The sequence below is a fragment of the Paradesertivirga mongoliensis genome (assembly GCF_024436395.1).
Taxonomy (GTDB): domain Bacteria; phylum Bacteroidota; class Bacteroidia; order Sphingobacteriales; family Sphingobacteriaceae; genus Paradesertivirga; species Paradesertivirga mongoliensis.
In genome coordinates, this window is the sequence record NZ_JAFMZO010000002.1 from 1,053,505 (window position 1) to 1,078,474 (window position 24,970).

Consider the following 24,970-nt stretch of genomic DNA (forward strand, 5'->3'; position numbering starts at 1 on the left):
CTATTTATTGAGAAATCTATACATCTCTGAGGCTGCCAAAAGATACGCGCCTACACCAAAATTTGAAGTGGAATTTTGATTCACCACCTGGCCTGGTATCGCCCTCTCACCTATGGGCTGAACATAGCCAATCTTTCCATCTGGCTGCAAAGCAATTTTTGTTAAGTAACTCCAGCTCTTTACTACCACGGGAAGGTATTCTTTCTTGCTTAAGTAGCCATTATTTATACCCCAAAGCATTCCGTATGTAAAAAACGCGGTTCCGCTGGTTTCGGGTCCGGGTGCATGCAAGGGGTCAAGCATACTGCGTGTCCAATATCCTTCTGGCTGCTGGGATTTCTTTATGGCTTCAGCCATTCCTTTGTATTTCGAAATATACTCTTCCCTGTGTGGATCATTTCGGGGAAGGTCTTTCAGCACTTTTGCTAAACCTGCAAATACCCATCCATCGCCCCTGGCCCAAAAATCTTTTTTGCCGCTGGTGCTTTTGTGTTTAGGATAAACATATTTTGCGTCACGGAAGTACAGTTTCTCCTCCTGATCGTACATAATACTGTTTGCATAAGTAAAATACTCGTGAAGTTTCTCAAGATATTGTTTGTTGCCCGTTACTTTATGAAGTTTGGTCATTACAGGCATAACCATATAGAGTCCGTCTGCCCACCACCAATAATCATTTTTGGGGGTACTCATCTGATATTCCATTACTTCTTTTGCACGTGCAATCTTCTTCTCGTCTTTATCCAGATTATAAAGATCAATATATGTTTGAAAACAAATCTGCCAGTCGCCGAAGAGCACATAATCATCCTTTTCGCCATAAGAATATTTCCACTCGGCTTTATTAGTCGATTTGGCTCCCATCCATTGATTATGTTCGGCCCACTGCTCAGAATAATTGCGGTAAGCTTCATTTTTTGTAATCGCGTAAGCCTCCATATTTCCCGTATGATAGGCCGCAACATCCCAAAAAGCACGCTCCTTGGGGGTGTTTTTAGACTGCCAGTAGCCATTTACTTTTTCTATCATGCTTAATACTTCTGCTTCCGACGTTCCAACCTTTGCTTTTTGAACCTGACATGCGGAGAACAATGCGCCTGTGAAGAGTATTGATAGTAGTTTTAAAAATTTCATTGGTTATTTGATTAAAAATCTGGTTTCCATTGCAGCACACGCACCATTTGAGCTGGAATATCGGCTTTGCCTTCTCCATCTACCTGTTGCACGTTCTGAATAAACAAATTGAGTATTCTCTTCTTATTCCATAATTCGGTATCGAAAGTGGGCTCCCAGGATCCTAAGGAAGATTCTGTTAGATCGAACACATTCCATTTGTTCTTTTGAAAATTCTTTATCTTCACAACAGAGGCTTTCCCTCCACGCTCTTCATCTCTAAAGAGCAATAATCCTGTTGGACGGGATTTTTTGTTGTTAATCATAATTTGTGGCCGGGATATGGGAATCCGTTTGGTTCCGCCTCCGCTTAACGAAAAAGCAGTTTTTCTGAAATCCAGGTTTAATACATTCCAGCCTTGCTTACCGTAGTAAACTATGTGATATTGCGGGATCTTAGAGTTCGCCTCCCGCCAGTATGTGGCGATAAAAGGGTTTCCTTTCTTATCGGCAGACATAGAAGTTTGATTAATCAGCTCGCTGTTCTGAGGGATCTTAAAGGCATATTCCGCAGTCGCTTGCGTTATGGGTAGCGCATACTTTTCTCCGTTCGATTTTTGCCAGGTAAGCCCCCCATCTCTGGAGCAGGCATACCCTAAATCATGATTACTCGCCACATTAGGACTTTCGCGCCATACCCAGGAAACATGAATAGTACCTTTATGATCTACAAAAGCCTGCCAGTAGGCATTTCTTGCCCGTTCTCCACTAATCAGATTGTTATGAAGGCGCGCCCATGTTTTGTTTCTATAGTTGTACTTGTTCGCAACCAGATTACCCTGACCAGATGAACCGCTGCGATACAAAAACAATAAGTTACCATCCTGCATAACATAAAACTCGGGATATGTAACATTCGATTCATCATCGCCAGTCATGGCAAGCTTTTCCGTTAAATCCAGAGACCCGGGACTAAGACTTTTCGCATATCGTAAAGGGTGTCCGTGATGGTCCCATGAAACGTGAAGATACCCGTCGCCGTCGGCAATGATACTGATGGAGTTATGCGCGTCATTTGTATTTCCCTGAAAAGGCGTTTGTTTCAGAATCCAGTCAGACTGTCCTACCTTCCGCTTGCCCAGCACCATGTACCTGGCTTGGTTGTAGTAGGCAATGAACTGTGTATCCCGATAAGTGACAAGCGAGTTCTTTCTAAAAATGATGGCATTTACCGAGTTATTTGCCCAACCTTCACCTACATCTGTAATACTAATCTCAGGTTGAATCTGAGCAACAGAAACACTGGCGATAAATAGAAATAATATACTCAATCTTTGGATCATAATTAATTTACCTGGTGCAGACCGATTGATGGCCTGGCATTTTGCTTTACGGTATTTCCAAAAAAATCTTTTACCGGATCCTTTGTCATTATTTTACCCTTTGCTATTGCGGGCGAACGGCTTGATACCCGAAAATTTTGCCCGCTATAAAAACCTGGCCTGCCAGGCGCTTCTTTTATCATAAAAGCGGGGTCCGAAACTATAGCGAACGGGTCTTTAGGTCTATCTATGTGCGTACCGTAATAGATATTATTCTCAAATATAATACGATTACCCTTATTTAGCCTATACTTTACCTTGCCTTTGGCATAAAAAATATTATTTGCGAATACTGTACTGTCGGCAAAGCCTGCCCAGTCTGATATTTCCAGTAAGGCACTATCCACACCGGCCGGCTTGCTGGTAATATATAGTACATTATTGTAAATCATAGTATTCTTCACCGGACCGGCAATATGGATAACCGGAGAGAACCCGGCGTGCTTCCCGGTGTTTCGCAGGCCATCGTTTACACTGAGATTATACCTGATGATGGTACCGGTGTTGCCGGCGCTCCACCGTTTGTCGGCTGCCCCGTCATCGCAGATCAAAACAAATCCGCCCTCATTATCGTGACTATAGTTATATTGGATAACGGTATTCCTGCAATTCCAGTCAGAATCAAAGCCCTGAGCATCCCAGGGGGCCTTATGGTCGCTTACCTCGTTATATTGAATGATAGTATTATCTGAACTCCATGGCCATATGCCGGCTGCTGCTTCACCATCTGGCAGAAGCCGGGGGCAGTCGCGCATTACGTTATGTTCAATCAAAGCGCCATCACATCCTATCGGGACGATTCCATCTCCGGGAACACCTTCAAGCAGATTCTTCTTAATCACCACATTCAGGTTAGGTAGCCACGCGGTTCGCTCCCAGTTGCCGTTAATCAGAATTCCGTTTCTTGCAGTACGGCTTAAAGTGCAACTTTCCACCGTAAGACCGTTAAAATTAGACCTGATGCTGTCTCCCGAATTGGAAAAAACTATACCTGCGCCTCCGCCTTCCTTTTTAATCAGGCTCCCGTTTACATCGTGTACATCGAGGTTTTTTAAAACGATATCCCGGGCAGTACCGAAATCCTTAAGCTCGACATGTACCCCATAACGCTTCGGGCTGCGCCCGGCACCCTGATTAGACACTGCAAGATTCTGTATCTCCCAATATTCTGCGTTGTATAAATGCACGGTAGCTGCAACTCTTCCATTTCCCTGCAGGCGCGGCTTATATCCTTCTCCATAACTATCGGCCTTTATAGGACTACCTTTAGCACCAGAGCCCGAAGGCTTAAACTGCCCTTCATAAATCCTTCCCGCTCTAAAAAGGACTTTGTCCCCGGGCTTAAATTTGTGGCTGTTAACCCGCGACAGTGATTTCCAGGCTTGCTCAGCAGATGTGCCGGTGTTTGTATCCTGGCCTTCGATAGCATCGACATAATATATATTAGTTTGCAACGGGGAAAGCTTTCCGGCAAAACACATAGATGACACCAGGAGTAATAGATGGATAAGTTTCAATACATTAAATTTAAAGATGAAAATGGCAGCCGGTTGGGAGCCGGCATACCGTTATAACCAATTTTTATATAGGGGAGAGTCTTAGTAATAGCAGATCTTAACCGCAGCGGGCGTATTTTAAAACGGAAGACACATTTTTGCACGGACAATACTCTGCTCATAAGAAAAAGGCATTTACGCTTTTGCTTTGTCATCAAACCATTATTGAGTTTTATCGCATTGTCATGAACGCAGATATTCGCGCCGCATTCAAATATTGAATAAATCCTGCTGGCCTTTGAGGGGTAAAATGAGAAAATGAAAGGGGGGTTCTGATCAAAATTTGAGATTATCAGTACTTCTGAACTCTAAAACACTAAAACGGCTAAAAAACCTGGCCTGGTAATTCTAACTTTTCGTAATTTTTGGATTGAGCTTATACGACTGGCTAAACGGTTTGCGATACGATTTTATATACTCGGAAGGCTTCATTCCGAACAACTTGCTAAACTGCTCCCGAAAATACTTTATGTCGTTAAAGCCCGACTGAAACGCACCTTCGTTTACGTTGCAATCAGAGTTGATAAATAACTCAGCCGCCTTTCTCAAGCGTATAAATCGAATAAATTCGTTTATCGACTTGCCGGAAATAGATTTTACTTTCTTATACAGCGCAGAGTGGCTGATCCCGATTTCATCAGCAAGCGTTTTGATATTAAAATCGGGGTTATCAAGGTGCTTTTCAGTTATTGTAATACACTTTTGAAGAAAGTCTTTAAACTCGGGAGAAACTTTGGAATCGTCGGACTTGAATGTGATATGATTATAAAAAAACCTTTGAAGATTCGTTCTGCTCTTCAGCAGATTGATAACCCGGGCAATAAGAATATCTTTATCGAAGGGCTTTGTAATATAGTCGTCAGCGCCGCCTTCAACCCCTTTCAATTTAATTTCGGCCGAAGAGCTAGAAGTTAATAGAATTACAGGAATGTGGCTTAAAGCCGGATCTTCTTTTATCTTCAAACACAATTCTACCCCACTCATTTCACCCATCACCACATCGGTAATAACGATATCCGGTATATGCTTTTGGGTTAATAAATATCCTTGCTCACCAGAGCCAGCCTCAATAATTGTATAGCTCGACTGAAAAATCCTCTTTATATAGTTCCTTATATCCTCATTATCATCAATAATAAGCATAGTTGCCTTTTCAGATACGAGCTCGATGTCTGCTTTTCCGTCCGAAAGCGCCTCTGGCATCTCTGGCAAAACATTTCCAACCAATTCATCAAGGAAAACCGGCATTTCGCCCAGACTTTCTGATACCAATTTCGAGTCAAAATGGTCTTTTCCCTTAAGCAACTCGACTTTAAAGATTGTGCCTCTACCCTTTTCGCTTAAATACGAAACCTTTCCGGAGTGATTTTCGACAAACTTTTTAACTAGATATAAGCCGATTCCAAACCCTGTTTTATTGTTACTTTCCTTATCACTTACCTGATAAAACTTATCGAATAACTTTTCGCCGACTTCGTCTGATATCCCTGGGCCAGTATCTGCTATGATGAGCTGCACTTCAGAATCCGAGTCTGACAGGCTGAAACTTATTTTCCCGCCAAGGGGTGTAAATTTGAAAGCGTTTGAGATCAGGTTAAACAAAGCGATTTCAATTTTTTCTTTGTCGGCATAAATCTCAATTTCCTTCGCATCGCAAATAAACTCGAAATCCAGGTTCTTAGACTTTGCCTGCTGTATGAAGCACAGGTATACCTCCTTACAAAAAACCACCAAATTAAACTTAGTTACCTTTAATTCATCAGCGTCAGATTTTCGGAAATGAAGCAACTGATCAACCAAACTAAGTAACCGGCGGGCATTTCTATAAACGACTGTTAATTCTTTTGAATCGACCTGTGCGTTACGGCTGTTCAAAAACTCTTGAATAGGGCTTATGATCAAGGTGAGCGGGGTTCTGAATTCGTGCGATATATTCGTAAAGAACGAAAGCTTCTTCTCATTTAATTCCTTTTCCTGCTCGACCTTTAAATTAGCGAGTTCAATCTGGTATCTTAAATAGTTCTGGCGCTTATGATAAAGTGTATACAGATAAAGTGCTGATAAAGCGCTGATCCCGTATAAACAATATGCCCACCACGATCGCCACCATGGAGGCAGAACTTTTACCACTAAAACTCTTTCATTATTTAACCAGACACCTTCTGCATTAGTAGATTTTATACGAAGGCGATAATTTCCTTCACGCAGCTTCGAATAGTTGACAGTCCTGGTTTTACCTGCATGATTCCAGTTATTATCCCAGCCCTCTAAATAATATGAATAAAAGATCTTATTGGGTGATGAGTATTCCAACGCTGCAAAATCGACCGACAAGACTGCCTTATCGTATGGCAGGGTTATTTCATCAACCTCGTAGATGTTTTTTAACTCGTGGGCGGAACCTTCCTGACCATAAGGAATATTGTTAGTTCGCAAGCCTGTTATTATGAGCTTTGGAGAGTTGCTGAGGCTTTTTATCTCTTGAGGGAAGAAAATATTGAATCCTTTTATCCCTCCAAAAATCAGTTCCCCCGATCTTAATTTTAATGCGGCATTGTAGTTGAACTGGTTGCTCTGCAAACCGTCTGACTCATAAAAATTTTTAAACCGTTTGGTTGTTGGATTAAAACGCGATAATCCGTTGAAGGTACTAAGCCACAAGTTGCCGGCATTATCTTCCAAAATATTCAGGATAGCGTTGTTTGGCAGGCCCTCATCCTCTGTATACGTTTCGTACTTACCAGTCTTTCGGTCAAATAACAAAAGCCCCGCTCCCTCGGTACCCACCCAGAATCTGCCTTTTTTATCTTCGTAAATGGCCCGTACCACCCGGCCGAATAGGTATCGTTTGTGCTTTTTTGTAAACCGGTCTATTTTAACTAATTCAGTGAAGTTGCCACCCCAAAGATTTCCGTCATTATCCTCAAAAAACGAAAGTATGTCGCCCAGGCTGGCATCAAATAATTCAAACCTATTGGAATTTTTGTTTAACTGATATACCCCGCCGCCGGTGCAGGTACCCACCCACAAGGTCTTTTTCCTATCCTCATAAATCCCCCAGGCGTTCTGGTCAGTGTTTTTTGTTACTGGGTTATAGCAGCTGTAAGGTATAAACGAACCTGACGAAGCATTAAATTTATTAATACCACCTCCGTAGGTAGCGACCCAAATTTCATTAGCAGAATCGCTTACAATACCTGCGACATTGTTATTGCTCAGGGATTTCGGATCGGCAAGCCGGTGACGATAATTGGTAAACAGATTATTTTTTCTATCCCAATAACTTATGCCCTCTCCATCGGTACCAATCCAGACATTAGATTTTTTGTCTTCACAAAAAGAAAGGATAAAATTACTGAGGACGGAATTTTTTGACAAAGGATTATGGGCGATGGTTTTAAAACGGTTTTTCCGGCTGTCAAGAACATTAATACCGCCCCGTAATGTACCAATCCATTTCCGGTCTTCCTTATCCTCAAAAACCGCATTAACCGCCCCACTAGTCAACATACCTTTATCTTTTCCGGGTAATAAATAACGCAGTTTCCTCGACTTTAGATCAAGGATAGTTACCCCTCCGCCGTCGGTACTTATCCATAACTGGCCGCTTCTGTCTAACAGCAGTCCATGAATGTTATTAGCCGACAAAAAACCTTCTTCCTCGTGATGGGAGATAATCTTCCTGGATTTTATATGGTATTCATGAACTCCATACTCGTTTCCAATCCATACATTACCTGCGCCATCAGGTTGGATACATTTTGCTACCTGAATGACCGAATTTATAATTTTTATAGACTTGTTCTTCTGATCATAAAGCGCTAATCCATATCCCTGGATAAAAAGCCAAACACGATTATTGTTATCAACCTTAACCGATTGAACATGGTAGTTCCCATTATGCCCGTCTACGTGAAACGGAATTTGATGCCCCGCTTTGCTACCTTTCTCCAGAATGATTAATCCCCTTCCTGCGGTGGCTATAAATACATTTCCGGATTTGTCGCTATCGAAGCCGTTGGTTGCATAACTAAGCTGCTCTACCTTCTCTTCCTTGAATGGGCGATATTGAACCAGCGAAAACTTACCCGTAACTATATTGAAAATATTTGCCCCCTGCTTCGTGCCCACCAAAATGTTATGCCGATAATCCTCGTGTATTGCAACCACCCAGTTATTTACCAGCGAGTTTGGATCATTCAGTCGATTTCGGTAGGTTTTAAAGGTATAGCCGTCGAAAAAGTTCAGGCCATCGTAGGTACCAAACCACATAAAGCCGTACTTATCCTGATAAATACAGTTAACCGCGTTATTTGAAAGTCCGTGCTCTATACCTAAATAATCCAGCTGTGGATTATCAGAGGCTTTCGATGGCTGCAGGAAAAGCAGACAGGCACTTAAGAAAAGCAGATATCGCATTGGAAAATAATGGTTAAAGCACAACAGGTTCGATAACTAAGATAGATAATTTGATACAATGTTTAGTATCCAATAATTATCAGCAAATCACGGATACAGAAACCATTCACTTTATCATTTTTCGTTAAATACCATCACAAACCCGCCGGCAGGCTTAACCCTTAGGCTAGTTTTCCTTGAAGCAGCTATCGGTCTTTGCTCAAAGGAAAATGGCGCATCACCGTCAGTGATTATCGTACCCCTATATTTTTTTAAAAATGACAGATCCAGGTCCATGCGACTTTCTGACGCCTGGCCGTTTATACCAGCCACATACCATTTGCTGCCGGAGCGACGGGCAATAACTACCGACTTTCCGGGGAAACCCTCTATGAACTTGACTTCATCCCAATAGGCGGGCAAATTGCGTAAATGATCTTTAACATACTCTGGAACCTGCTTCATGCCTTCCGGCGTTTCCGCCAAATGCTGAACTCCCGAAAGGAAAAGTATCGGAAGCGCCAGCTCAAAGCCATTACTTGTTTTGCGTTTTATATTCGGAATCTCATGTAACACCATTGGTGTATAATCCATTGGGTCGAAGGCATTACGGGTAAACGGGAGAATGGTGCAATGACCAGGTTGTACATCCTGATTTGCCTGCTCGAAAGTTGCAAACTCAAAGCCTTTGATTGCTTCCATCGATACAAGGTTAGGGTAAGTGCGTTGTAATCCACGGGGCAAGGTTGAGCCGTGACAGTTCACCAGCAGATTATGAGCAGCCGCATCCTTTAAAATGTCAATGTAATAGTTCATCATCGACTGGCCGTCGCCGCCGAAGAAGTCTACCTTGATACCTTTAATACCTATGTCCTGTATGCGTTTAAACTCCCTAACACGTTGTTCATGCGTTAAAAGGGCGCTTTTTGGATGGTAAGGCGTACTATTCCAGCTTCCGGCCGAATTGTACCATAATATCAGGCCAACGTTTTTTGTTTTTGCATAGTCAGCAAGCTCTTTAATTTTGTCGTATCCGATACGCGTGTCCCAGTTTACATCAATCAAACAATACTCCCAGCGCATGTCTGCTGCATAATCGATAAATCGCTTTTGGACATCGTAAAGAATCGAGTTATCTTTCAGAATCGCCCAACTCCAGGAAGATTTGCCCGGCTTAATTACAGCAGCATCCAGCTTTACCGCAGCAGGCGCAGCTAAATCGGTTCCCAACGTAGACTCAGTAATGGCTTTCAGAGAGCCTACTGTAATTATTCGCCACGGAGAATACCATGGTGATTTCGATTCCGGGTTTAATGCTCCTCCAGGAAAAACTTCTTCCGGCTGAGGGAATCCAACCTTATATTCACCGCCAGGCGATTCGGCTTTGAGCCGGGTTCCGCAATAGTCGCCATTAGGGAAGGTTTCTGTGATCAACACCCAATTCTTTCCTGTCTTGAACAAGGCCGGGTAAACCCAACCTGCTTTAATAGGCGAAGGTGTTCCTACCGGGATATTTTGCTGATAATATTCTTCATAAGATGGGTGCACTTTTTCCCATCCGGTCTTAGCATCAGACATTGGTTGCAACCAGGCAGTGGCATCCGCTTTGAAATTAAACGATGTCAATTCTTCACTAATCTTTTTTATCTCGCCAGAACTTTCCGGAAAAAAATAACGGAATGCTACACCGTCGTTTGACACTTGAAATATGATGTCAAGAAGCTGGCCTTTCTGGCTTCTTAACCTAAATACCTGCTTATTAGCATGATATTCATTCAAACGGGATTTACTCGTTAAAAGCTCATACCGCTCAGAAACAGGGTAAACCGGAGAAGCAGAAACAAATGAAAGGTTTGCGCTAAAATTTTCGTCGTTTCGAACCAAGCCAAGTTTTGATTCTTCTAATACAGTAACTTTCTTATTGTGGATGGAATAAACAGCATTGCCAGCGGGGCCCAGCCAAATCTTAACTGATAAGTTTTTATCCGGACTTTTTACCACATGCTGCGCTATTACAGAGGAAGTAAATACCGCAATAATAGAAATACAAAGAAGAGAAAAGGTCTTTTTCATGGTTGTAACATAACAAAGGCTTTTCAATGCATACCGCGTATGATTGAAAAGCCTTTTCCTGATTAATTTTTATTATTGTTGAGCCGCGGTGAACTTGTAAATAGTACTGGTTTTATAAGTTTCTCCTGGCTTTAAAGTCGTAGTTGGAAAAGATGGCTTGTTAGGTGAATCAGGGAAATGCTGAGTTTCTAAACAAAAGCCTGTACGGAACGGATAGGCTTTTCCTGCTTTTCCGTCATTCTCTTTACCTTCCATAAAGTTACCACCATAGAATTGGATACCCGGCTCGGTGGTTAAAACTTCCATGCTGATACCTGTTTTCGGCCCGGTAATTAAGGCGGCCTGTTTCATTGTGGTATCTCCGTTTGTCAACACAAAGTTGTGATCGTATCCTTTACCCAGTTTTAACTGTGCATCATCTGCATCAACTCTCTCACCAACTGCGGTTGGCTTGGTAAAGTCGAAAGGCGTGCCTGCCACATCCTTCAATTCGCCTGTTGGGATTAAAGCTGCATCAACAGGTGTGAACTTTGTAGCGTTTATCTTTAAAATGTGGTCGTTAATATCTCCATTACCTTCACCATTAAGGTTAAAATAAGTATGGTTGGTAAGGTTTACTACAGTTGCCTTATCAGTAGTTGCCGTGTAATCTATTTTGATAGCATTATCATCAGTTAGCGTGTAAACAACCTTACAGGTCAAATTACCAGGGAAACCTTCTTCTCCATCTTTAGAAACGTAAGAAAGTTCCAGCGTGTAATCATTCACCTGATTAGCATCCCAAACTCTTGCGTGGAAACCGGTCGGGCCGCCATGTAAAGAGGCAGGGCCGTTGTTGGCCGCCAGTTTATATGTTTTTCCGTCCAGCTGAAACTGAGCATTTCCGATCCGGTTGCCGTAGCGGCCAATAATGGCTCCAAAATAAGGCTCATTTGCTTTCTGATAACCCGAAAGCTTTTCATACCCTAAAGCCACATCCGTCATTTTTCCATCCTTATCAGGAACGATAATGCTTACAACCCGGCCGCCAAAATTGGTGATCGCAACCTGCATGTTATTAGCGTTTTTCAATACATATAGATCTGTTGCTTTTCCCTCAACAGTATCCTGATAATTTGCTTTACTGGGTATCATATTTGAAGTTGAATCTGTACTTGTTGAATCTGAATTGCCGGTTTGCTGTTGCGACGAATCACAGGCCGACAAAGACAAAATGCCTGCGGCTAAAAATAGCACTAAGTTGGTTTTCATTTTAGTTTATTTTGGGTTTTGGAGATAAAGCTCTAAAGTAAATGATTATTTATAAAATTGTCAACATTACAATTATTTATTTTAATCCGGACACTACTTCAGCAGGCGCACGTAGTAAACGCCCCCAGCAATAGAACCAGGATGAGCGACAAATTTTACTTTCAGGGGCTTACCCGAAAATTTATTCACCAGTTCCTGCGGCAATGTATAGTCAACGTCAATAAATTTATCTCCACCTGCCCCATCTAACTTCACAGTTTGAAGAAGAAAATCGTTCATATAAATATCAAAATTTCTACCATTATCACCTCCGTAGTACGTTATACGAAGTTTTCGTGCAGCTTTATCAGGATTTTTAAGATCATAACTGAACCAACCTTGCGCATGGCGCCAGTGCCGATCTTTAAATACACCATTTTCGGATTTTTCGCTTTGGAAGTTGTGGTCAGATTCAGGTTGTTGTTCTCCCGGCGCAACCTGGTCGATGGTAGCAGCTTCAAGTGAAAGCTTCATAGTTTCTTGCTGACGCAATAATTCTTGAGATGCTTTTATCTTCTCGGCTGTATTTACCGGCCAGTATAGCATATAACGTGCATCGTGTACCTGGAAAAACGGGACCAGTTCGAGGTTTTTATACTTCTCCTGGTAAATTAAGTTCGAAGCCCTGAATGCTAGCGGTTTACCCGGCACGCGTTCCAGTGAAGGCTTAAATTTATTTTGAGCAGATAAAATAGTTGGTGCATCCTCCAACGAATACAGAGGTCCATTGGCAATATGGCCCATACGAGTGCCATCTGCAATCAGGCCGGGCATATTGGCGTCTCCCGTTACTGCGGCTAAAACAACCGGCCCGTGCACGAACGACACCCAGGGGGAGTTGTCCGGTAAAGGCTCAGCCTTTGTCTCCATTGGCAATGTTACCGATACTACATCTCCATTCTTCCAGCTCCTCTTGATCGCAATATAGCCCGATTCATCCCTTTGGTATGTCACCGGCTTATTGTTGATGCGTAGTTTCATCCCCCCGTTTTTAACCCAGGATGGGTACCGCAGGTTAAGCGCAAATGTTTTAGTACCCTTTAGCTGTACCTTGATTTCGGAGGTTTCCTTAAACGGAAATTCTGTTTTCTGAATTAATTTGATGCCCCTTTCCTTCCAGTTGAGTTCGGATGCCATATATAGATTTACAAAGAGATCCTTATCGGTATGAGCATAGATCAGCTCGCCATATTTTCCATGATTCTCCAGGCCTGATCCCACGCAGCACCAAAAACTGTCGTCGACTTTTGAATAAACCCGGTAATGCTGGGGACGAATAGGTGTAAAATAAACAAAGCCTCCTTTTTCAGGATGTTGAGATGAAAGGATATGATTATACATGGCCCGCTCGTAATAGTCGAGGTATTTCGCCTGAGGATTCGAAAGGAATAAACGCTTGCTTAGCTTCAACATATTGTAGGTATTGCAGGTTTCCGGCCCTTCCTTCGACTCAAGCATCGGCATAAAATTATTCACCGGATTGAAATGCTCGCGTACGCTGTTTCCACCGATAGATATTGTTCGGTTTTGCACAACGGTCTCCCAGAAAAAGTTTGCGGCGTTGGCCCATTCTTTATCACCTTCTAACTCTGCAACTCGCATAAATCCAATTACTTTTGGGATCTGTGTATTGGCATGGAGTCCCGTTAAGGCATCTTTATTTTGAAGCAAGGGCTGCAGAATAGTTTGATGCGAAAATTTACGGGCAAGTTCAAGGTATTTTTTATCGCCCGTGATGAGTGCGACATCGGCAAACACTTCATTCATGCCGCCATGTTCGCTGCGAAGCATCGTTTGGATCTGTTCATCGGAAAGTTTTGATGTAAGATTTAAACACCAGTCGGACAGGTTTATTAAGACCGTCTTCGCCTTTTGATTACCTGTTAAAAGATATGCATCTGCCAGGCCTGCATATAGCTTATGTATGTTGTACCAAGGCACCCATTTTTTATTGAGTGCAAAACTCTCGGCATTGATTTTACCGTTTGCAATATCTTCCCAAAGCGCCTTACTTCCGGGGATGCCACCAACATAACCATTTCCGCTCTTTTTCTGACAAGTCTCAAGCCAGTCGATCATATAGTTAAGACGTTTTTGCATCTCGCCGTCGCCGGTTGCCGCATACATCAGCGAAAGTGCAGAAAGATAATGTCCGCCAATATGCCCGTCTAAGCCCGTATTTTCCCAGTTTCCATAAAGCTTCGCTCTTGGTTCGATACCGGCTTCTCTTAAAAAAGGAGCGAGCAGGCGGTCGGGTTCAAGGGCCAGGATATATTTCAAATCGGTTTGCTGGGCATTTTTAAACGGACCGTCGCCAATTTTCACCTGCGAGAGAGGAAAACTCTGCAAAGTATTTTTCTGGCTATATCCAGCGAGATATAATAGAGTTAATAAACAACAAAATATTAGCCTTTTCATCGGGATTAGTTGGAGCGCTGAAATTACAGGAATTATTTTAAAAACGTTTTGCCGTAAAAGATAATGCTGTTAACGAAACTCCTTAAGAATCCGAAGTGTAGTGCCGGTATCTTCCATTTCGAACAAACGAGGTTGCGCCTGGGGCCCGTTTGGCGAATGAAATATCATCATCAGTTTATTATCCTTTAATGTTTTGAACAACATGGCGTGTCCACCGTCTTTGGTGTATAGCGCCTTCGGATCGTGCGTCCAGGGCCCTGCAAGTCGTCCAGACTCGGAGATGGCGTTTCCTACCGAATACCCTCCGGAAGTAAAGCTCGACCAAATCATAAAAAGCTTTCCTGATTTACTTTTATAGAAATAAGGTGCGTCTGTAACGTAACAACCTTCTTCTTTAGACGCCACCTCTACCCAGGGAGCGGAATTAGCCCGAAAGAGCAATTTCGGCAGTCCGATAGTATCCGACAGATCATCCTTCAATGCAATTGTCTCTATTGTGCCGTTCGAAATCTGTACCCATTCATGAGCATACACCACATACGGCTTTTCGTCTTCCACATACAAAGTGGCGTCCAGCGTCATCATGCCCTTTGGTGTTATTCCTTTATCGTTAAACGGTTTAAAGGGCCCTTCCGGACTATCTCCAACCAATATCTGTGAGGCGCGAACAACTCTGGGCCGCCAGTTAAGCCATTGTTCAGGCAATAGCTGATCGGTACTAAAGGTTAGGAAGAGGTAGTATTTGCCCCGATAATGCTGAAGCTCTGGTGCCCATATCGAATTTATAGCGGTATCGCCCCAAAACTTTTCCGGCGTTTTAAATATCGTTTTCGGACCATGCCAGTTTCTTAGATCCTTGCTTGTATACTGCACTACACTGGCGCGCCTTCCGGGACCGGTCATATAATATGTGCCTGTTGTTTCGTCAGTCAGGATACAAGCGTCCCGAAGCATAATTTCGCTCAAATGCAAGTTGCGGGGCGGCGGCTGTGATTGACTTAGCTGGCCCGTGGCAGTTTGTGCGAACAAGCCCGGCATTCCGCCAGAGAGAATTATTAACAAGCCGGCAACAATATTCTTCATGTATCTTTTATTTAAACGTACTGAACAATGAATAGCTTCAATTCCGCGCCACTACGAATGGCCAGCCTTTAGTATCCCATTCTAATGTTTCTATCCGTAATTTCGACCTGCCGGCATCGGCGGCATCGTATCCATGGAAAATCAGATAATCTTTGCCATCAAAATTATAAACGGAATTATGCCCCACTCCATACCAGTTTTTATCACCTTCCATTAGTAGTGTACCGCCGGCATGTGCCATTGAAACACCGTGTTTGTCGAGATAAGGCCCGGTTACTTTTTTGGACCTGCCAACAATCATCTTATAAGTACGTTTCGGGCCTTTACAACAATAATCTGTAGAGGCAAACAAATAATAGTATTTCCCCTTTTTGAAAATAAACGGGGCTTCGATTGCATTTCCTCCCGCATCTTTTGGATTGTCGTCTATCGAAGGGGGATTTTCTGTACCAGGCTTTAGCTTACGACTTGCGATCGTTTGCAAATTATTTGGATTCTCAGCTATGTTCATCCTATCCTGTGTCAATTTAACTAGCTTCAAACCGTCCCAGAACGATCCAAAACTCATATAAGGTGTTCCTTTTTTGTCTACGATAATATTGGGGTCAATGGCGTTCCAGTTAGTTTTACCCGGAAATGATTGAATTACCTTACCGTGGTCTACCCATTTATAATCTGCGCCCAATGGGTCGAGGGTAGTATTTGTAGCCAGACCAATAGCAGACGTATTTTTTCCGAACGCGGATACAGAATAATAGAGATAATATTTGCCATTATAAAAGCTAATATCCGGCGCCCAAATATGCCCTTTAAAAGTTGGGATAGCCTCGACGGCCCATTTGGGAGCTTCGGAGAAGACCGGCTTTTCCCGTTTCCAGTTCGTTAAATCTTTTGACGACCAGATCGATATTCCCTGCCCGGTGCAGAAAAGATAATAGGTATCTCCCTGTTTTGCCATAACAGGATCGTGAACTGAAATATTTGTACGTAATTCCTGGCCATACAGAAGACTGTGAAAGAACAGAAAAACCAGAATAAGTCTTTTCATTTTAGATCATTTTAATACGTATAACATTGAAAGAATATGGCGCAAGCCGAACTTCAACCTTCTTATTCTTTACAGATACAGGTGTTTGTTTCGGGCTTATTTCTGCAGGTTTATCCAGAGAGTTTACAGCTTCCAAATCTCCCGATGCAACGCTGGTTACAGTGCCCTTAGATCCAAACCTTATTCCCTCAGCTTCAAAATCAGCGTTTCGCGATTTATCAGAGTTATTTACCACCTTAATAATAAGCTCTTTTGTGTTTTTATCAACGGTAGCCGATGCATAATACCCATCCTGTCCGCTAACGGTTTTATTGTCAAGAAGTATCGGAACTACATTGGTGCCCTTATTAGTAGAATATAGTTTTTGCACGTGATAATTCGGTGTACCATACGAGCGCAGATTATCTACCCAGATCATATCCGGAGTCCACTGCCAGCCGTCTACATGAGCAAATAAAGGTGCGTACGATGCCATCACCACCACATCTGCATTACGCTCAAGACCAGTTAAGAACGCTGCTTCTGCAATTGCTGTCTGCCAGTTGTTTTTATTGTTCACACTAACAGTTTTATCACTTTGGGCGGCATATTCGCCTGCAAAAACTTTAGAGCCGGTTCGGGGATAATTGTCGTAGCGGGCAGCATTCTCAAGGAACCATTCAGGCCTGCGATAAAAATGCTCATCAATAACTTCAACCTTCATTTTGCGCAACTCTGCGTTCAAATAATCGAAGCGATCGCCGCTTGGGTCGGTTCCCGAGCTGGCTATGATCTCAATATTTGGATATTTAGCTTTAATTGCCTTTTGGAAAACCTGAAGGCGCTCAACATATTGCGGGCCCCAGTTCTCGTTACCTACGCCGAGCATTTTTAAGTTGAAAGATTTAGGATGTCCCATTTCAGCACGAACCTTCCCCCATTTTGAATTTGCATCACCATTTGCGAATTCAATAAGGTCGAGAGCGTCCTGAATATAAGGCTCTAACTGGTCAAGAGGAACTACCTCGGCGGTATTAAACTGACAGGCCATACCGCAATTCAGAATAGGAAGAGGCTCCGCACCAATATCTTCAGCTATCTGGAAGTACTCGAAAAAGCCGAGTCCAAAGGTTTGAAAATAATCTGGCGTTGGTCGGTGTGCAAATTCAGAGTTCCAACGGTTAACAATAAGTTCTCTTTCCTCAACCGGACCAATGGTCTTTTTCCACTGATAACGCAGAGAAAGATCGTGTCCCTCAACAATACAGCCTCCCGGGAATCGGATAAAGCCCGGTTTCATATCTGCCAGCAACTGAATCATATCGGCTCTCATTCCACCCGGGCGTCCTTTCCAGGTATCTGATGGAAATAAGGAAATCATATCTAAATCAACTACCCCACTGCCTTCAAACCAGATATTAAGTTTGGCTTTAGGCTCGGTAGCTGTTGCGTTAAAACTAACCGACTGTTTTTTCCATTCGTCACCGGCGCCGGAGGGGCTTATCTCTCCTCTTCCAATCACTTCATTTTTTGAATTTATGAGCTCCAAATGCATTTTTACACCCGGATTGGCCTGGCGGTACATCACAGAAAAGTCGTATCGTAACCCGCTTTTTATCCCCATCCCACGGAAACCTTCATTGGCAATTCCCATGTCGCCTTTTCTCTTATTATTGACTTTAGCCCGCAAGAATCGGGGATTGGCACTGTTTGTTGCTTCGCGGTTCAGAACTAACAGGTCACCTTCTTCTTTCTTTCCAAGCACCGTCCATCCCATTAAGGGTTTATAGAATTCGAAGGATCGGTTTTTTATTAATTCGGCATAAATTCCGCCGTCGGCTCCCATGTTGATGTCTTCGAAGAAGACGCCCCACATGTTGGGCGATACGGTGGCGGTGTGTTGGTTGGGTTTGATTTTGAAAGTTTGAGAAAATACGATCGACTGAATGGAAATCAGAAAAACCGGTATAGCAAAAAGAAGCTTAAATATTTTTTTCATAATATATGAAGAGGTATAATTGACAGTTTCAAATGATAATAATTGGAAGTAGAATTCTAAAGATATTAAATTAACAATTGTCAAAAGAACATTTATTAAAAACCTTTATAAAGAATAAACCTGCTATAAGCGATACAGCAGGTTTTATAGAACAGCAGGGATTTACTTTTTTTTCATCCAGATCGAAAGGCCGCCACCGTTTAATCCGGTCATGACCAAAGTTGACGTTTTTTTCTTTTCCCAGTCGCGTTCCCTTGACACATGCAACTTATCAATAAATAAGCCGCCAGCCCAACGAAGTTCAAGCCATGGTGCATTGTATGCCCAGGTGTTATTAGGATCTCCGTTAATTTTTCCGTCAGCATTTAATGTAGTATTAAAGGCAACGTTATATTGAGGATCGGTCTGCTCTTTATCAAAGCCTGGCACCGTTGCATATCCCTGAACTATTTGTTCATAATCGCCAGCTATCTCGCTCTGTGCTACAGCAGTGTTTGGAACGTTCGCATGCCTTTGCGGCGACACAATTGGCCAGCCCTCCGGTGTCCAGAAAATTTTCCGAACATGCATCACCATAAATGCCCGGTCAACACCCGGCCTACCCTGATGCGCCATGTAGTACTGCCCGTTATCCTGGAACACAGAAACGTGCGATACACCAGCCCAGCCTCCGTGATCCATAAATTTATACGGAGCGAGAATCATCGGGCCGTTGTCGAATGTATTATCGACGTTCACACCGTTCCAATCAAGAAACGGACCGTTTGGATTGGCCGACCGGAAAACCCTTACATTATACTTTGTAGAAAGCCAATCGTAAGCTACAAACAAATAGTACATATTGGTTTGAGCGTTGTAAATAATCTCAGGTCCTTCGAGGTTTCCGTTGATCACACCGTTGGTGGTTCCCCTCCTGGCTATTCTCGTCCCTTTATCGCCAGATGCCAGGGCAAGGCCCGTTTGAGGGTTTAACTGAAGCCCGAACAAGCCATCCCAGGACGATCCATATACCATCCAATGTTGTCCGGATGGAGTAACTACCACCGAGGGGTCTATCGCGTTTGTTCCCGGACCTGAATTAACCGAAGTAACCACCAGCCCCTCTTCTGTCCAGGGCCCTTCCGGGGATGCAGAGGTAAGTAAACCGATAGCGCTTGTGCGGCCCACAGTTGGAGCGAGCGAATAATACAGTCTGAACTCGAAACCAACTTTCATAATATAAGGCGCCCAAAGCCCATTTACCGGGGTAGCTCCGTTAGAGGTTATATGATTTACTGCCATAGCAGGAAGCGCGTTTACTGCCCATCCTACATATTTCCAATCCACCAGGTCTTTTGATTTACGTACCATGATGCCCACACGTGCCGTACCACCATATTGAACGTCTGTACTATAGCTGTAGAACCACTCTCCGTCCTTAATAATAGATGGATCATGAGTATTATAAGGTCCCCACTGCCGGTAAAAGGCCGAGGAGCTTATAGCGGAATAAGTATCGTTGATGTTGTTGATATCAAAGGGCTTCTCTGCGAAAATCCCCGGATCTACCTCTGTCATCGGCTCGACCACTTTCTTACAGCCGGTAAAGAGCGTCAGCGCGACAAGTGCTGGAGTTAAAACTCTACTGATTGATTTATACATATCTTATTTTTTGTAAGCTCAATGCTTAGTTCTCTTTTCGGTTAATTAGCTGAATTGGGAGACAGGTTGTTGTTTGCCGCAAGTTCCGACTGTGGAATTGGCAAATACTCATTCCCGGGCGTCCAGGTATTGAAATCTGCATCATTTGCCTTAAGCATGGCCAGCTTGGTAGGATTATATAACCATTTCCAGCGAATGATATCGTTTATACGCTGACCCTCGATGGCGAATTCTAAAGCCCGCTCATGATAAATCTGCTCGCGCATTTGAGGCTGAGTCATTCCGGGTTTTATTAAGCTCAGATTGGGCAGTTTAGCCCTGTTTCGAACTTGCTGAATTAACGGATACGATTCTGGAGTCCTGCCTAATTCGTTTAAAGCTTCGGCATACATCAATAGGATGTCGGCATAACGCAGCACCCGATAATTGATACCACCACCCTCAAAAGTTTCGAGTGCCGGACCTAAACCATCATAGGTATACTTCCTTGGGTAAATCCGGTCCTGAGGATGAGGCCATGGAACGCCATAGGCCATTGTAGAGTTGTCGGCAGGCTCGTAGCTGGCAATGGTCGCCAACAAACGGGGATCGCTTTTATTATCTGTGGTTTTTTCGAGTTTGTATTCATCATAAATCCATTTGGTAGGCAGATAATCTGAAAAACCCTTGCCGTCCATACCGTAGGTGATAGAAAAAGCTTCGAACTGACGCCAGTTGGCATTCGGCTCACCAGTCCAATTTGGCACAGATCCACCTTCTGCACTAAATTGAACCTCAAATAACGACTCGGCATTATTCTCATTAGTGGCCTTAAAATTATCGCGATAATCGGACATTAATGAATAAACTCCTTGCAACGGCGCTTTAAAGAACTTATCGAATTGGTCGGCGGCCTTTTGCCACAGCTCCCTGTATAAATAGGCTTTTCCCAGCATCCCGGCAGCAGCGCCCTTCGTCGCGCGGCCTTTTTGTCCTTTATCAGGGCCATCAACATCGTCATAGGTAACAGGCAACATAGTCTCAGCCGATTCGAAGTCTGAGAATATTTGATTCCATAAATCAACTTCCGATGCAGTTGCTGGAAAATACTCCGTTTGGTCTATTGGCGGCGTTGTTATTAGAGGAACCGCTTTGAACGTGGTTACCAGATTGTAATAAGCCAAACCTCTGAGAAAATACGCCTGGCCCATAATTCTGTTTTTTGCTTCGGGTCTGATCGTGGCAGGATCCATCCGCTCAACATTTTGAATAACTTGATTTGCCCGAAAAACGACCATATACAAGTCGCGCCATATCCATTGTACAGGTGCAGAGGTGTTCGGTATGATAAACTTTCCTGTTTGCTCTAAATCGCCCCAAGGACTGTCTCCTCGAAAATCGTCACCACGGCTATCGGTCAGTCCTGGGAAAGAACGCTGATAAGTACCGTCTGTTATCAGGGCATTATAAACTCCGGTTATACCCGAAAATGCATGTGTCTCTGATTTCCAATAACTAGCTAATGTAGGACGATTGGGATCTACAAGATCTAATTTTTTATCGCAGGCCGTTAAGAAAACTACGCCCAGTATATAGAATTTTAAATTTTTCATGATTATTTCTTAAATTATAGCCATCGATTAAAATCCAACTTGTACGCCAAACATTATGCTTCTTGGCTTGGGATAAGAACCATTATCAAAACCAGGCTCTAATACACCCGCAGTAAAATCAGGATTATAGCCTTTGTACTTTTGGAAAGTATAGATATTTTGAGCAGTTGTGTAAATCCTGGCACTTGACAATCCTTTAATAAATGCAGGCAAGGTGTATCCAAGAGACAAGGTATTTATCCTTAGATAAGTACCATCCTGCAACCAGCCTTCGCGATTTGAATCACGTCCGTTTTGGTTTTCATCGTCCCAGTTTAAGCGCGGAATGTTAGTATTGGTGTTTGTTGAGGTCCATCGGTTAATGATGTCCTGATGGTAATTCGCATCTCCGGCAGTATGCATTAAGTCCCGATAAAGCCTGCTATTAATCAAGAACTTTGCACTTCCCGAAGCGAATACTGTAAAATCAAAACGCTTATACGAAGTATTAAAATTCAGTCCATATGTATACTTAGGGATTCCACTTCCCAGATATGTTCTGTCGGCATCGTTAATAATATTATCGCCATTCAGATCTCTGAATTTTATATCACCAACCGCTGTTCCAGGAAACTGGAAGGCATGAGCCGTAATTTCTTCCTTCGATTGAAATAAGCCATCAGCCACCCATCCATAGTGTCTTCCCACCTCGCCACCAAGCTCCGATCTTGAACCCACGCCGTCGCGGTGTTTCACATTATTCCCTAGTGCGAGCACCCTATTTTTTATTGTAGTAAAGTTTGCAGAGATATCAAATTTAAAGTCTCCTGAACTTTTATGGAACCCAGTCGTAACCTCTATACCTGAGTTCCTCAACGATCCAGCATTTACTGTGGGATTAGCATTGATAGATCCGACAGAGGCCGGAATTGGTATTCCAATTAAAATATCCTCACTTTTGGCATTATAATACTCAGCTGATAAATCAAACCGGCCATTTAGGAAAGTTGCATCAAATCCAATATTTGAAGTGGTTCTGTCTTCCCATTTGATAGTTTCAGAAACTACATTAGTCTGTATCCCCCCGATTACCCTCTGATCATTGAAAGTATATACTGCATTTGGGTTGATGAGGGGCGTAAAGGCATAGTCTACAATATTCTCATTACCTAACCTACCATAACTTGCCCGAATCTTCAGGTTAGAAATAAAAGCATCGGATCCTTTAAAAAACGGTTCTTCACTTATGCGCCAGCCTAATGCCACAGAAGGAAAATACCCTACTCTGTTTACCGGGGCAAATCTTGAAGATGCATCCCTTCTAACAGTTGCTGTCAGTAAATATCTCTGATCAAAATTATAATTAATACGGCCCAGATAAGATGCAAGTCCATGGTACCGATCGTCAGACCCTGCAGTGTTTGTTTCACCCGTTGCCAAAACCGGCAGTTCGGGAAACTGATACCCTTCAGCGTAACCCGTTCTGAGTAGGTCCAGATCTCTTTGGTACATTTGCCCTGCTAATAGATTTAAAGAATGTTTGCCAAACGCTTTTTCGTAGGCCAAGGTGTTTTCAATTAGTGTGCTTCCGATAGTTCTTGAATTATCATTTACCCTGGCAGTGGGATTAGGGAAAAAATACCCTAGATTGAAAGTGGGAATAAAACCGTAGTTACGGACCATTACACGATCATAACCTAAATTAGTTTTAAATTTCAGGTTATGTCCATTTAGCTTTAGCAGCTGCAACTCACCATAAACTGTAGCAAATATACGGTCAACATCAGCTGTATTTTTCACCAGACTATTATATCCTATCCCGTTTAAGGAAATAGCATCTTCGCGTTCCTGTAAGGTTCCTCCAAATCCCCCGTCTACAGACGAATCATAAACCGCCATAGTAGGAATTGCGAAAACCAGATCATTAATTAGCGGTGGTCGGGCTCCAAGCAAAACGCCGTCACCGTTTGTCAAACCGTTTTCTTGAGAACGTGTATAACTTAACGTCTGACCGATTTTAAATATCCCCTTCTCAGCGGTTGTATTAACCCTCCCCGTATAACGCTTATAACTTGGCCCGTTACCAACAAAGGTTCCATTATTATCAAACAGGTCCATTGACACGTTGTAGGTAGTGTTATTTCCTCCGCCCGAAAAATTTATATAATGGTTTTGACGATTGCCAGTTTTTAGCCCTTCGGCCTGCCAGTCTGTGTTGATGTTGGTAATGTATCTTGGTGAATTGGGATCATTCGCCGGCGCTAACGGTTTTCCAGCATTAAAACGGGCTTCATTGTTTAAGTTTTGATAGTTTGCCCTCGAAGTCACCGGCATTATTTGCCATACTTTGTCTACGCCATAGTATCCGGAGTACTCAACTTTCAATGGAGTGTTTTTCTTTCCCTGTCTGGTAGTAATAATTATAACCCCATTAGCCGCACGTGAACCATAAACAGCACCCGCCGATGCATCCTTTAACACCTGCATCGATTCAATATCATTTGGATTGAAATCTCGTGGAACACCGTTAATTGGCACGCCATCAATTACATACAAAGGGTCTGAGTTTCCAAAGGTACCAATCCCTCTAATTCTCACTTGCGGAAACGCCCCCGGCTGGCCATCACTGTTAACCGTTACACCAGATGCGCGGCCCTGAAGCAATTGTCCGACATCGTTTGACGAAACTTGTTTCATATCCTGTACGTCCACTATGGCTACAGAACCGGTAATATCAACTTTCCGTTGCGTACCATAACCAACTACAACAACTTCCTGCAACGTTTTAGAATCGTCAAGCAACTTCACATTTATGACGGTACGACTATCTACGGGAATCTCTTGAGTGGTAAAACCTATATAGCTAAATACCAATATGCCGCTACCGTCTGGAATATTAAGCGAATAAGTGCCGTTTACGTCGGTGGTAACGGCTAACGTACTTCCCTTTAAACGCACACTAACACCAGGAAGCGGCTCTCCCGCATTATCCGTCACTGTACCTTGAACCGTAACATCTGCTAAATTTCTTTCATTTTTAAGAATGATGTAATAATTCTCTTTAACCTTCTCATAACTTAGCGCAAACGGTTCTAATATTCTGCCAAGGACTTCTTCAAGATGTGTACCCACACCTATCGAATTGATGCTAAGCTCCTTGTCTTTGACCAGCTTACTGTTATAATTAAAACGAACATTGTATTGGCTCTCCAGAGATTTCAAAGCAGCCGACAACTGCTGTCTCCTTTCTCGCTGCGGCCTGGTTGAATCGACCTTGTCGGCGCTTGCATAAGCATAGGGTTTTGACAAGGCATCGGTTTGCGCATAGCCTGGCTCAGCTATTAGCAACACCGCATAAACTCCGAGTATAAAACTTCTCATTCTTTTTGATTTATTTTGGTTAATAATTGGTTTTCTTA

Annotated in this window: 13 protein-coding genes; all 13 read right to left on the bottom strand. The window is 43.0% G+C overall.

What is annotated here, in order from left to right; translation table 11 throughout:
- Positions 1 to 1,134, bottom strand: a complete 1,134-nt coding sequence (locus J3P43_RS10735) for a glycoside hydrolase family 88/105 protein (protein ID WP_255902092.1) — start codon at positions 1,132 to 1,134, stop codon at positions 1 to 3.
- Positions 1,135 to 1,145: 11 nt separating this feature from the next.
- Entirely contained in the window at positions 1,146 to 2,456 is a 1,311-nt protein-coding gene (locus tag J3P43_RS10740) for a BNR repeat-containing protein (RefSeq protein WP_255902094.1), read from the bottom strand.
- A 2-nt stretch (positions 2,457 to 2,458) separates the two neighbouring features.
- Positions 2,459 to 4,012 (bottom strand): right-handed parallel beta-helix repeat-containing protein, encoded by a 1,554-nt coding sequence (locus tag J3P43_RS10745; RefSeq protein ID WP_255902096.1) that lies wholly within the window; start codon positions 4,010 to 4,012, stop codon positions 2,459 to 2,461.
- 387 nt (positions 4,013 to 4,399) lie between these two features.
- Positions 4,400 to 8,470: a hybrid sensor histidine kinase/response regulator transcription factor gene (locus tag J3P43_RS10750; RefSeq protein ID WP_255902098.1), complete on the bottom strand. Its 4,071-nt coding sequence runs from the start codon at positions 8,468 to 8,470 to the stop codon at positions 4,400 to 4,402.
- Positions 8,471 to 8,584: 114 nt separating this feature from the next.
- The gene (locus J3P43_RS10755) at positions 8,585 to 10,522 is read right to left on the bottom strand and encodes a glycoside hydrolase family 97 protein (RefSeq protein WP_255902100.1); all 1,938 of its coding nucleotides are present in this window, start codon (positions 10,520 to 10,522) and stop codon (positions 8,585 to 8,587) included.
- 72 nt (positions 10,523 to 10,594) lie between these two features.
- Positions 10,595 to 11,773 (bottom strand): aldose epimerase family protein, encoded by a 1,179-nt coding sequence (locus J3P43_RS10760; RefSeq protein ID WP_255902102.1) that lies wholly within the window; start codon positions 11,771 to 11,773, stop codon positions 10,595 to 10,597.
- 93 nt (positions 11,774 to 11,866) lie between these two features.
- A complete protein-coding gene (locus J3P43_RS10765) occupies positions 11,867 to 14,161 on the bottom strand; it encodes a glycoside hydrolase family 127 protein (RefSeq protein ID WP_255902104.1) in 2,295 nt (764 codons plus the stop codon).
- 138 nt (positions 14,162 to 14,299) lie between these two features.
- Entirely contained in the window at positions 14,300 to 15,313 is a 1,014-nt protein-coding gene (locus tag J3P43_RS10770; protein ID WP_255902106.1) for a glycoside hydrolase family 43 protein, read from the bottom strand.
- A 37-nt stretch (positions 15,314 to 15,350) separates the two neighbouring features.
- Positions 15,351 to 16,361, bottom strand: coding sequence for an arabinan endo-1,5-alpha-L-arabinosidase (locus J3P43_RS10775; RefSeq protein WP_255902108.1), 1,011 nt, complete (start codon positions 16,359 to 16,361; stop codon positions 15,351 to 15,353).
- A 1-nt stretch (position 16,362) separates the two neighbouring features.
- On the bottom strand, positions 16,363 to 18,339 hold the full coding sequence (locus tag J3P43_RS10780) for an alpha-L-arabinofuranosidase family protein (RefSeq protein ID WP_255902110.1): 1,977 nt from the start codon (positions 18,337 to 18,339) through the stop codon (positions 16,363 to 16,365).
- Positions 18,340 to 18,501: 162 nt separating this feature from the next.
- Positions 18,502 to 19,980: an arabinan endo-1,5-alpha-L-arabinosidase gene (locus J3P43_RS10785; RefSeq protein WP_255902113.1), complete on the bottom strand. Its 1,479-nt coding sequence runs from the start codon at positions 19,978 to 19,980 to the stop codon at positions 18,502 to 18,504.
- Between the two features lie 41 nt (positions 19,981 to 20,021).
- The gene (locus tag J3P43_RS10790; protein ID WP_255902116.1) at positions 20,022 to 21,572 is read right to left on the bottom strand and encodes a RagB/SusD family nutrient uptake outer membrane protein; all 1,551 of its coding nucleotides are present in this window, start codon (positions 21,570 to 21,572) and stop codon (positions 20,022 to 20,024) included.
- A 27-nt stretch (positions 21,573 to 21,599) separates the two neighbouring features.
- Positions 21,600 to 24,932: a SusC/RagA family TonB-linked outer membrane protein gene (locus tag J3P43_RS10795; RefSeq protein WP_255902118.1), complete on the bottom strand. Its 3,333-nt coding sequence runs from the start codon at positions 24,930 to 24,932 to the stop codon at positions 21,600 to 21,602.
- Positions 24,933 to 24,970 lie beyond the last annotated feature (38 nt).

Bases quoted from the DNA above. Each gene is read 5' to 3' on its own strand.
- J3P43_RS10735 (WP_255902092.1), bottom strand. From the start codon at position 1,134: ATGAAATTTTTAAAACTACTATCAATACTCTTCACAGGCGCATTGTTC.
- J3P43_RS10740 (WP_255902094.1), bottom strand. From the start codon at position 2,456: ATGATCCAAAGATTGAGTATATTATTTCTATTTATCGCCAGTGTTTCT.
- J3P43_RS10750 (WP_255902098.1), bottom strand. From the start codon at position 8,470: ATGCGATATCTGCTTTTCTTAAGTGCCTGTCTGCTTTTCCTGCAGCCA.
- J3P43_RS10755 (WP_255902100.1), bottom strand. From the start codon at position 10,522: ATGAAAAAGACCTTTTCTCTTCTTTGTATTTCTATTATTGCGGTATTT.
- J3P43_RS10760 (WP_255902102.1), bottom strand. From the start codon at position 11,773: ATGAAAACCAACTTAGTGCTATTTTTAGCCGCAGGCATTTTGTCTTTG.
- J3P43_RS10770 (WP_255902106.1), bottom strand. From the start codon at position 15,313: ATGAAGAATATTGTTGCCGGCTTGTTAATAATTCTCTCTGGCGGAATG.
- J3P43_RS10775 (WP_255902108.1), bottom strand. From the start codon at position 16,361: ATGAAAAGACTTATTCTGGTTTTTCTGTTCTTTCACAGTCTTCTGTAT.
- J3P43_RS10780 (WP_255902110.1), bottom strand. From the start codon at position 18,339: ATGAAAAAAATATTTAAGCTTCTTTTTGCTATACCGGTTTTTCTGATT.
- J3P43_RS10785 (WP_255902113.1), bottom strand. From the start codon at position 19,980: ATGTATAAATCAATCAGTAGAGTTTTAACTCCAGCACTTGTCGCGCTG.
- J3P43_RS10790 (WP_255902116.1), bottom strand. From the start codon at position 21,572: ATGAAAAATTTAAAATTCTATATACTGGGCGTAGTTTTCTTAACGGCC.
- J3P43_RS10795 (WP_255902118.1), bottom strand. From the start codon at position 24,932: ATGAGAAGTTTTATACTCGGAGTTTATGCGGTGTTGCTAATAGCTGAG.